The sequence below is a fragment of the Legionella drancourtii LLAP12 genome, from assembly GCF_000162755.2.
GTDB lineage: Bacteria > Pseudomonadota > Gammaproteobacteria > Legionellales > Legionellaceae > Legionella > Legionella drancourtii.
In genome coordinates this window covers 23,417-33,323 of sequence record NZ_JH413848.1, presented here as the reverse complement: position 1 = coordinate 33,323, position 9,907 = coordinate 23,417, and the positions used below count along the sequence as shown (strand labels likewise).

Here is a 9,907-nt window from a genome sequence, read left to right as displayed (position 1 = left end):
TTCGGGCAACCCCCGTCGCCCTAGGCAGGGATTTTTTCCTAGGATTATTGAGACGTGACTAAACGCAGCAGGCATCTTAAATATGACAAGCAAAAAAAAATTCGATTCAACCATAGCGCTGAATCGCAAGGCAGGTTTTGATTATTACCTTGAAGAGCAATATGAAGCAGGCCTTGTGCTTGAAGGCTGGGAAGTCAAAAGCTTACGCGCAGGAAAAGTGAATTTGTCTGATGCGCACGTCATTATCAAGTACGGAGAAGCCTTCCTGCTCGGCGCCCAGATTCAACCCTTACTGACCGCGTCAACGCATACCATTCCCGACCCGACTCGTACACGCAAGTTATTGTTAAATCGCAAAGAATTAAATCATTTAATCGGTAGCGTAGAGCGTCAAGGCTATACTATAGTGCCATTATCTTTGTATTGGAAAAAAATAAGATCAAAATAAAAATTGCGCTGGCTAAAGGTAAAAAAGAGCATGATAAACGCGATTCGATCAAAGATCGTGAGTGGCAACGCGATCGCTCGCGCATTATAAAAAAAACAGGGAGGGATTAATGAATATCGGTGACTCGGTACCTAATTTTGCTTTCACGGCAACCAGCGGCATGAACGCGCATTTAAATGATTATCAAGGCCAATATGTTGTTCTTTATTTTTATCCTAAAGATGCAACGCCAGGTTGCACCACAGAAGGTCAGGACTTTAGAGATACCTACACCCAATTTCAGGCTTTAAATGCGCACGTCTTTGGGATTTCCCGTGATAGCTTAAAATCGCATGAAAATTTTAAAGCCAAACAAAATTTCCCCTTTGAGCTAATTAGTGATGCTGAAGAGCAATTATGTCAGTTGTTTAATGTAATCAAAATGAAATCCATGTACGGCAAGCAAGTACGTGGTATAGAACGCAGTACATTCATCATTGATCCACAGGGAAAACTCGTCCACCAATGGCGCAAAGTGCGTGTAAAAGGCCACGTTGATGAGGTGCTAAATACATTAAAATAGCCTGTTGCTACCCTGCCCAAGCCATCTCACCATACACATTGTATGGCTTAGGCGGCAAACCCCGCAGACGTCAAGCTAAACCCTATTTCTGCGTTCCGCGGCTTGTCTGTGGAATCCAGAGATTTACTTTGAAATTGACACTTATGAGCGGTAAAGCCTTGCCGGTAATCCTATTTAGCCTCTTGGGCAACCCACACAAAATAGCAAATCCGTACCCCTCATCATGAACATAAAGTATAGTTGAAAATCATGCTTGCAAAGGCAGGTAAAATAAAAATATTGTTCTTGACTCAAGTACTTAGCCTTAGCACAATGAGAGTTAATACAAAAGGATATTTCTCCCATCGAAGTCGCCTGTTTGCGACGTAGATATATGACTGAGGTGAATCATGGATACTAGCAATACACATAAAAAACTGTTTGTACTTGATACTAACATTTTAATGAGCGATCCAACGGCCATCTATCATTTTGAAGAGCATGATATCTATTTGCCGATGGTGGTGTTAGAAGAATTAGACAACCATAAGACTGGGATCTCTGAAGTTGCGCGTAACGTAAGACAAACAAACCGCATGTTAGTCGAACTCATGAGCAATGCCACCCATGAACAAATTGTCTCTGGATTACCAATCCCCAGCTACCTCAACTCAGAACAAAAAAAATAGCAGTGGCAAACTCTACTTCCAAACAGATGAATTTGATCAGGTTGTCCCTACCACGCTCCCCGGACATAAAGTAGACAATACTATCCTGGCAACCGCCTTAGGCTTACAAAAGAAATACCAGAGTGCAAAACAAGTCATTATTGTCTCTAAAGACATTAACTTGCGCATCAAAGCAGGAATACTGGGTATTCCTGCTGAGGACTATTACAATGACCAGGTACTCAATGACGTTAATCTCTTGCATCGCGGCTTGCATATATTAGACAACAATTTTTGGGATACTCATGCTAAAGACATGGGCTCCTGGCAAGAAAGTGGCAAAACTTTCTATAAAGTTGCCGGTCCCTTAATCAGTCAATGGAACCCCAACGATTGCATTAGTACGGAAGATAATCAATTTCAAGCCATCGTCAAAAAACTGGATCATGAGCAAGCGGTTATCCAGTTAGTACGTGATTACACGCAAACAAAACATTCTGTATGGGGAATTACGGCCAAAAATCGAGAGCAAAACTTTTCGCTCAATTTATTACTCGACCCCGAGATTGATTTTGTTACCCTGCAAGGTCCTGCGGGTACGGGAAAAACCTTGCTAACGATTGCCGCAGGACTAACGCAAGTCTTGGATCAAAATCGCTACAGCGAGATTTTAATGACACGAGTGACCATTCCTGTTGGCGAAGATATTGGCTTCTTACCCGGTACTGAAGAAGAAAAAATGACTCCATGGATGGGGGCACTTATGGATAACCTGGAAGTACTGCACAGTTCACAAGTAGGCGGCAGTTTTGGACGCAACGCAACTCAGGACTTATTACAAAATAAAATTAAGATCCGCTCATTGAATTTTATGCGTGGTCGTACATTTTTAAATCGCTACATTATCATTGATGAGGCGCAAAATTTAACCGCAAAACAAATTAAAACCTTGGTTACGCGAGCAGGTCCTGGCACCAAAATTGTTTGCCTAGGTGATATTAAACAAATTGACACCCCTTATTTGAGTGAAACCACATCAGGATTGACCTTTGCCGTAGATCGTTTTAAACATTGGGAGCACAGTGCGCATATGAGTTTAACACGAGGCGAGCGTTCAAGACTTGCATTTTATGCGGCAGAACATTTATAGTATGCGTTTTACGAGGATGCACCATGACTGACCAAGCCATCACTTTTGATGATGTTCTACTTGTTCCTTCTTACAACCACCACGAATCAAGACGCGTGGTGGATACCACAAGCACAGACCGCTTGGCTAAATTAACCTTGGAACTCCCGGTAATCAGCTCCAATATGGATACCATCACGGAAAGTACTATGGCTAACTTTATGTCCAGTAAAGGAGGTATGGGGGCGTTACATCGTTTCATGAGCGTGGAAGAAAACATTCAGGAATTTAAAAAATGTTCAGGGATTGTTTTTGTTTCTATTGGCTGTACTACCGCAGAATTGGAACGCGCTGAGGCATTGCGTGATGCGGGTGCTGATTATTTCTGCGTTGACGTGGCCCATGCTCATGCGAAATATGTTGGTAAAACGTTAAAAAGCTTACGTCATCTACTCCAAGATCGCTGCATCATGGCGGGTAATGTGGCAACCTATGCCGGTGCAGATTATCTTGCTTCGTGCGGTGCGGACATCATTAAAGCCGGTATTGGCGGTGGTTCTGTTTGCAGCACCCGGATTAAAACCGGTTTTGGCGTCCCCATGTTAACCTGCATCCAAGATTGCTCACGCTCTGACCGCTCCATTGTAGCCGATGGCGGCATCAAAACCTCCGGTGACATAGTCAAAGCCTTAGCCTTTGGAGCCGATTTTGTCATGATCGGCGGGATGTTAGCAGGTACCGCACCAACTCCTGGTGATATAATTCAAAAAGAAGATGGCAGTAAAGTAAAACGTTACCGAGGCATGGCCTCAAAAGAAGCGCAGGAAGACTTTTTGGGGCAAATGCATGAGTGGAAAACGGCTGAAGGTGTAGCTACCGAAGTACCGTTCAAAGACAATCCTGATGCAATTATTGGCGATATCGTTGGCGGTTTAAGATCTGGTCTTACCTACGCAGGCGCCGATACCATCAGTGAGCTACAACGCAAACTAAATTACGTTGTCGTCACTCAAGCTGGTCGAATTGAAAGTTTACCGCATAAATTGCTAAGTGGTAATTAGGATTTGTTGCCATTTCGCTAGATCGAGCCAAAATAATTTTTGCGCGCCGAAGCGGCAGCATACATTTATGTATGTGCGCATCGGAACACAGAAATAATTTTGGCCTAGATAGTAGAAACATCCACAGCTCCTAGTTTATATTGCATTTCTTATCCCTTCTGTTGCCGTTTCTGCTTCGTCCGCACCTACCGTAGGCTTAGGTGTGGATGACACTGCGGCATCATTCTCATCAAGAGAACCGTCTCCACCAAAAGTGTTCGCCATATCAGAAGTATTGGCGGATACAGTATCGGCCGATTGACTTAATTGAGCTCCCGTATCAGCTTGTGCTGTTTCACTTGGTAAAGCGGTAGCCTGCGCATCATTCGCAAGTTGCCCCTCTTCATCATTAGATGGACCAGCGTTTTTGGGGCTTGGGGTCGTCGCCTTATGCACGGCATTGGCAATCGAATTCGCGGCAGAATTCATCACATCGCTAAAGGAATTAGTAATTTTATCTTTCATACCATTAATAGCACTTTTCACAGCAGTCACCGCTGCAGAATTGCTTACGCTATCCATTTTTTGATCGATTTTATCATTGATAAACTGCTTTCCTTCATCAAGAGCACCCTTCAATGTTTTCATCGGCTGCGTATTTTTGAGACTATCCCAAGCAGCATTACCCTTATCTTTGACAAAGCCGGTTATAAAGTCAGTTAGTTGTTTATTGGTCTCTTTAACAAAATTTTCAAAATCATCCATCATCTCCATCATTGGATCTTTCTTTTTTTCCTTCCCACCATTAGGCTTAGGTTGTTGCAGTTGTTCTAACGGTTGCTGCTGTTGTGGCTTTTTCGCTTCTTCTTTCTTGTCGTTGGCAACGTTCTCTTCTGGAGCCGGGGTTGGAGTTGGAGTGGATGTTGGAGCGCTCTCCTGAGTAGGTTGAGGTGCCGTAGTATTTAAACTTACACTAGTTTCTGTGGTTGGAGTATCGGCTGGCATAATTAAAATCCTCAAAATAATACCACCAAAGGAAGTATTATTATTACTTTATAGTTAAGTGTAGAATATAGTTTTTAATTTGTACAATGCAGTATTTATCTAAGCACAGACAATTAATTTGACTATAAACCAAGATCATAGCAAGATGAAGCATTGAATAAATTTAGCATTAATAACAATTTACACCAATTTTGCAAAACGAAGGCTCTATGAACAAAAATGACTTTCGCTACATGCGCCGCGGGAAACAATTAGCGGACTTAAAAGAAGATGATTTTGCGCTGCTAAAACCCATTGATCAACGTGGAAAAAATGTGGACCGTGCGGTACTGCTACTTCATGGATTTTCATCTTCCCCGGCGGTTTATCGCTATCTTATTCCCCAATTAAAAAATTATGACGCCATTGTCTGTCCGGCGCTCCCCGGACACGGCTCGAGCATTGACGCATTTTCACAAACAAAATCAGTAGATTGGCTTAGCTATACCAACGAGGTTTGTGATGAATTATGCAAAAAATACAAAAAAGTTGATATTATTGGCTTGTCTATGGGGGGCTTAATCGCCTGTAAGTTGAGTGAACATTTTGCATTCAATCATATTTTTCTCTTGGCTCCAGCCATAAAATTAAAGATGAATGTGGCGCGCTATTTAAAATTAGCAAGGGTATTACAACGCCTTGGTTTTATGGAAATACGCGGCGCCGCGGGGAATTTAGTTACTGATGAACATGCCGAAATTTCTTACAAAAGGCTGTCAATTGCCACCGTAATAGAAATGTTTCATTTGGTGCTGGATCACCAATGGGTAGCGCCTAAGGCACCGGTGGATCTTTTTTTAGGTGCGCAGGATAAAGTAGTTTCATCATCACAAGTAAAAGAACTATTTTGTAATTTACCCAATGTATCCACCCATTGGTTAGGCAATTCTGCCCATGTATTGCCTTTGGATAATGATTTGGGTCAGATTATTGATTGTATTAATTCACTCTAACCAGGCCTTACTCGCTCATGCAAGAACATGCCGCATGAGCGGCACCGATTAAGGGAATTGTTTGTTGTAACGATCAAAATCACGCAGATTAATGCGATCCCATTCACGCATATCTAAGACAGAGCCATCATAGGCCATAAAATCTTCACGTGTATTAGGGAGGTTATAATAATAAATATCACTGACATCGCTAGCCAAAGTACTTTGATGGTTTACCGAAGAGATTTCTGCAACAGCATGCCCATGCGTTTTCACAAAACTACGTTGTACACGCAAGTAACGTCCTTTAAAGTTAGCATGACCCCAAAGTTCTAAGTCCAAGCGCTTGACCACACCGGCTAATTGAATACGCGCCTTATTATTAGCACGAACCTTGAGTTCCTCACTTTTGACCCAATACAAACTAAACCAAACATTACCATCAATCATTAAATTAGTAACCGTTGCTACCCCCGATAATTGCACTTTAGGACTACCCTGCAAATAAATTTGCAGGGCTGGCGTATTAATGCCGCTAATTTCCGTCACCCCATTGCCAGCAATATCAAGTCGACGTAAACCAATAGAACCACCTAATTGCGTCGTGCCTTTATTAACCAAGACAAGGTCTAAGGCGCTAGAATGTATCTGGCTGCCATTAACTAAACCAGCGCCTTTGTAGCTAAAACCGCTTAAATAATGTGTTTGAATATCCGCATGTATGGCGCCATGCTGCGGATAACCACCGCCTATAGATAAATACAAGGTATTTTGGACGACGACTGCTTTGACCTGTTGTAAATCGCGCGGATCACCTTTGAGCACTACTTGCGGTTTTCTATATCCCGTGTGCAAAGTCACATTAATTTGACCTTGAGCCTCGATACGATTAAACGCGGTTAATTGTTTGTATTGTGTGGTACTGTGATAAGATAAAGGCGTTGCGGACACTGGGGATTTTTTAGCGCCATGATGCACGCAAGACGCCAAGAAAAAGGCAATTAAAATCAATGAATAACACCGCTTTAGCATAATCTTTATTCCTATATCAATAATTCCTCTACATTAGAGGAAGTTTTCGTAATGTGCAAGGCAGTGTAGGCGATAACTCCCCCCCTTATTTCGCTTTTAGGCAATCGCCACAAACGCATTTTGATTAAAATCAGAAATTTTCACAGTACGCGAACACGCATCACGATATTGATAGTTAGGTGCCTGCTCGATTAACAACACCAAAGATTCATCAAAAGGTATTAGCGCAGGTAATTGAATATAAATATCCACTAATATGCCATTTTTACAACCCAGATAGATTTTCCCTGCATTATTAGCACCAAAAGCCTGGGCAATCTTTCCACGTAAAGTAGATATCGGCACGGTTTTACCCTGATTTTGAGTTAAATACTGGCCAAAAACTGATTGATCTGCTTCTGTAACTAAACGCATAGCCAAAGAAAAATAATCATTTGCAGAGCGCGTTTGGCAACTGCCATGTTTATTCCACTCATGGCGTTCTAAACAACTACCATACTTATAGCTTGGCATTATTTTTTTTAAATGCTCCGCTATTTCTGGAGACAAGGCTACAGGAGAATAATCACAATGATTCATTTGTGGTGTTACCCCGCAAAAACCATAATGTTGACCACAGGCATTTTGATTAGGCCATAAGCCATGCAAGGAGAGATGTTGCGATTGGTATGAATTTTTCGGCAAATGCAAGCATTCGGGTTTACCTGCTTCGTAGCCATAAGTCTGGCAAAAACCAGATTGGGAGCTTAAGGCTAAAACATTGGAGTCAGACATCCCTGTATTCGTATCGCAGATGCCTGTAAATGCAGCAGAAACTTGACTGTTTAGCGAGAAGAGCAATAAGCACAGGGCAGGGAACTTTATCATTTAAGACACTCCAACCAAGTTTCATTTTCATCATTATACCGAAGAGGATTTTGAAAGCCAGTTTTTTTATGCTCCGATCTAAAGATTTAGACTAAACTAACCTCTTTGTTTTTAATGATTATTTTTTAATCTTGAACGCATAAATAAAAACACTTATTAAGCAATAATCCCCCTTTTGCCAGAAAATATTCTGCCTACTTGCCCGCGAGAAAATAGAAATGAGGCTTAGCCTGGTGCCAATGACCAGGCAAGCAAAGAGGAAATTTTATTTTATAAACGGACATCCAAACCCAATGGTGGTTCTGAAGCCTCGTTGTTTTTTTGCAATTTGCCCTCATCTGCTTTTTGAGGTTTAAAAAACGCATGTTGCTCTTTGGAACTGCTCTCTCGAACTACTAATTTACAAAAATCAGTATATTCCTTCTCGGGAAACTTCGTAGGTAATTCCTTCATTTTCGCATCAGGTGCAAATAAGGCATTAACCAAGAGATTAGAAACAATCGCTAAACCGAGTGCCGCACCGAGCGCTGCAAAACCAATCCCCAAGGGTAAAAAAACCAGGCACGAAAAGATAACCGCCGGAATAAGCACATCGATCATCAGTGAACGCACCAAATGAACGGATTGCAAAACAATCATTTGTTTTTGATATTCACTCTCCGCTTGCAGCTTTTTAATTTCCAGGTAAAGCAGCTTTGTCTCATTATCATTTAAATTGGAATTTGCCTTCAACCTTGCTTTGAGCCATTCAACATGCACTTGAAATTCTAAGTTTGCTTCTTTTCGCGCATGGTGCGATTTATAAATTTCAATCCCTCCCTTAATGGCACTGCTAATTACCGTAAAAGCAAAACACAAAACTGCGCCGACAATACCTAAAGTTACGGCAGTTGCCGCAGCAACAGGCATAAATGGCGCCGTTAAAACAATGAAAGCAAGCATCAAACCGATGGCATAACCAATGTTATTGTATAAGCCTAATTTTTGCAGTTCCCAGTCGCGTGCACAGCGCTTTTGGGCACGCTTTAAAGTATCCAATTGCATTTGCATTTTATAGGCGGCTAATTTTCGTTCGTCTTCTGTTTCCGCTTCTTCTAGGGCATCAGATAATAACTTCTCTCTTGCCGCAGTTAATGCCGCAATGTCTTGATTATATTGCGCCATTTCTACGTTATGTTGGGTTTGCTGTTCGGCAAAATCCCATAATGCCACACTGATATCAAAAACTAAAAGCACGATAGTTAACGCATCGGCCCATGGTCCTAACACTTTACCATTGAGCCAAAAGAAGCACACTAAATTGGCCGTACCCCACAATGAATCATTCAGCAAGGCAAATTTTCTTTGTGCCCATTGGCGCTGAAAACGTTCAGTCCAAGGTGTATCCCCCTCGTCTTTACTCATCCACGGACCTTTAAGCGTATGCTTGAGTAATAAAAATAAATTCAGCGAAAAGCGAAAATAGTATAAACTCCAGCTTAAAGTTCCCGTATAAGGATCGGGCGCTTTAATTACCTCTGTGGCTTGCTGCAAATTATAAAAATCCTCGGGCAATAAACTAAGCATGGTTTTTATAAAGGAGGAGCCCCAAACCCAATACAACCTCTTTTCATTAAAAGCCCCTAATGCGTCTGTAATCGTTTTTGTTTTACGATCCATGAATGCAACCATTTTCGCCGCAAATTCTTGTGCCAAGGGGATACCACACCAGGCAACTGGTTTGTCAGGAGAGAGATAGGCTTGCTCTGGGCATTTAGCAATCTGCGCTTGACGTCTAGGATCAAGGGCATCAAGAAGCGCTGTACATTGTTTAATTTGCGCATCATATGTTTTGCTATTTTCTTTTTTTTGATGCGTCAGTTCATAGTGTTTTTGCGCGAGCAACAGTACATAGGTAATATCAAGCTCATGGGTTAATTGCTCCTTTTTTTTCTGAGGCATATAGTGAATCATAACCGGGTCAATATTTTCTAAAATACTTAAATAAAAACTTAAAGGCTTAAGAAAATCACCACCTTTTTTTTCGCGATTATGTTTAAGCAGATCTTCATAACGTAGCTCGGCTTTGGTATTAAAAGCGTTCTTGAGATAAGATTGAAGTATTCCACTGCTTGTCGTCATCTTGTCATCCCGATTTATGAATTATTGGCGACTCATTCTTTATATATAGTCGCAAAAAATAAGCGTGCTCTTTTTTATAACATAG

The 9,907-nt window shown here is 41.6% G+C and carries 7 protein-coding genes and 2 pseudogenes; 5 read left to right on the top strand and 4 right to left on the bottom strand.

Annotation, left to right across the window (positions count from 1 at the left end; all coding sequences use genetic code 11):
- The first annotated feature begins 82 nt into the window (after positions 1-82).
- The 4 genes and pseudogenes from smpB (at position 83) to LDG_RS16295 (ending at position 3,847) form a co-directional block, all read left to right on the top strand.
- Positions 83-558: pseudogene (smpB, locus tag LDG_RS16310) on the top strand (SsrA-binding protein SmpB).
- Positions 558-1,010 (top strand): peroxiredoxin, encoded by a 453-nt coding sequence (locus LDG_RS16305; protein WP_006872553.1) that lies wholly within the window; start codon positions 558-560, stop codon positions 1,008-1,010. The pseudogene smpB and the gene LDG_RS16305 overlap by 1 nt, the downstream one beginning before the upstream one ends.
- 389 nt (positions 1,011-1,399) lie before the next feature.
- Positions 1,400-2,807 (top strand): annotated as a pseudogene (locus LDG_RS16300) (PhoH family protein).
- Between the two features lie 23 nt (positions 2,808-2,830).
- Positions 2,831-3,847 carry a guanosine monophosphate reductase gene (locus tag LDG_RS16295; protein WP_006872550.1) on the top strand — a complete coding sequence of 339 codons (1,017 nt, stop codon included), beginning with the start codon at positions 2,831-2,833 and terminating at the stop codon, positions 3,845-3,847.
- 135 nt (positions 3,848-3,982) lie between these two features.
- On the opposite strand, the gene LDG_RS16290 is transcribed toward LDG_RS16295, so the two are convergent.
- Complete coding sequence (locus LDG_RS16290; protein WP_006872549.1) at positions 3,983-4,831, bottom strand: hypothetical protein; 849 nt, start codon at positions 4,829-4,831, stop codon at positions 3,983-3,985.
- A 209-nt stretch (positions 4,832-5,040) separates the two neighbouring features.
- Here LDG_RS16290 and LDG_RS16285 point away from each other — a divergent pair, with 209 nt between their 5' ends.
- Positions 5,041-5,823 (top strand): alpha/beta hydrolase, encoded by a 783-nt coding sequence (locus tag LDG_RS16285; protein WP_006872548.1) that lies wholly within the window; start codon positions 5,041-5,043, stop codon positions 5,821-5,823.
- A 48-nt stretch (positions 5,824-5,871) separates the two neighbouring features.
- Here LDG_RS16285 and LDG_RS16280 read toward each other — a convergent pair whose 3' ends face one another.
- The 3 genes from LDG_RS16280 to LDG_RS16270 all read right to left on the bottom strand — a co-directional run bounded on the left by LDG_RS16280 (position 5,872) and on the right by LDG_RS16270 (position 9,822).
- Entirely contained in the window at positions 5,872-6,834 is a 963-nt protein-coding gene (locus LDG_RS16280; RefSeq protein ID WP_040536357.1) for a GIN domain-containing protein, read from the bottom strand.
- 96 nt (positions 6,835-6,930) lie between these two features.
- On the bottom strand, positions 6,931-7,701 hold the full coding sequence (locus tag LDG_RS16275; protein ID WP_006872546.1) for a ribonuclease T2 family protein: 771 nt from the start codon (positions 7,699-7,701) through the stop codon (positions 6,931-6,933).
- 270 nt (positions 7,702-7,971) lie between these two features.
- Entirely contained in the window at positions 7,972-9,822 is a 1,851-nt protein-coding gene (locus LDG_RS16270; protein WP_006872545.1) for a hypothetical protein, read from the bottom strand.
- Positions 9,823-9,907: the final 85 nt, after the last annotated feature.